Origin of the sequence: Allobacillus halotolerans, from assembly GCF_018967645.1 — a bacterium.
GTDB classification, from domain to species: Bacteria; Bacillota; Bacilli; order Bacillales; family Alkalibacillaceae; genus Allobacillus; species Allobacillus halotolerans.
Map to the genome: position 1 here is coordinate 1 of NZ_JAHLZF010000069.1, position 987 is coordinate 987.

Sequence of the window (987 nt, forward strand, 5' to 3'; positions counted from 1 at the left end):
TTTCAATTCCTTGGTTTCGGTCTTTAGTTCTTGGTTCTCCGTTCTTAGTCGGTTACTGGTTGTCCTTGCATTGTCCATTTGCTGTCTATAATACTCCTTGTCGTTCTCGGCTTTGAATACCTTTGTGCCGTTTCGCTCTTTTTCAAGTATAGCCTTTCCCAGTCTATCGGATAGCTGTTCATTTTCCCCCTCTAAAGCCTTTATTTTGGCTTTTAAGGCATCTTTTTCCCTATCGTTAACCGTTTTCCCTATCAAGCCGTAAAACTTCTCTGAAGCCTTAGAAATGAGTTTTTGGACGTTTTTCTTTGTTTCAATGGAACGTAGTTCTTTCTGAAGCTGAAGAAGCTGGTTTTGCACGTCCTTGTGCTTGTCTAACGCACTGGATATATCGTTGGATAGTTCCTGAAGCTGTTCTTTCGCACATTCGGTCTTGTACTGCATAGCCGATAAGTGTTTGCGATCAGAAGAAACACCACGTTCCATGCCCAGTGCTTCAGATGCTATGGTTTGGAGTTCTGCCATGTCATCACGCGATAAACGCACACTCTTCCCGTTCGGCTGCGTCCAATCGAAAACTACATGGGCGTGAAGGTTAGGTGTCCATTGCTTTGCGTTCATGTATCCTTCGTCCTTGTGTATATGGATTTGAAACGCTTCAATACCGAAACGTTCCTTGCAGACCGCAGCGAATTGCTGGAGTTCCTGCATGGTGGTTTCTTGCTTGATTACTATTACCCCCTCCCGTATGGGTGCTGCTTTAGTCTGCATCTTCTGCCCAACCGTATCGAAATATCTCTGTTTCGCACTCTCCAGCCGATGGGAGATGCTATCTCCAACCCAGCTTTCATTCAAATGACTAAGTTCCGGACGAACATAGTCCAACTCTTTTTCCCTAAAGTTGTGAATCTCGCTCCCCGGCTTCACTGCTTGTACATGAATACTTGTTGCTCCCATAAGTTAACATTTTTGTGACAATCGATAACAGCC

Annotated in this window: 1 pseudogene; it reads right to left on the reverse strand. The window is 44.6% G+C overall.

The window, feature by feature from the left end:
• Positions 1-954 (reverse strand): annotated as a pseudogene (locus KQ486_RS14060) (hypothetical protein); the annotation flags it as partial.
• Positions 955-987: the final 33 nt, after the last annotated feature.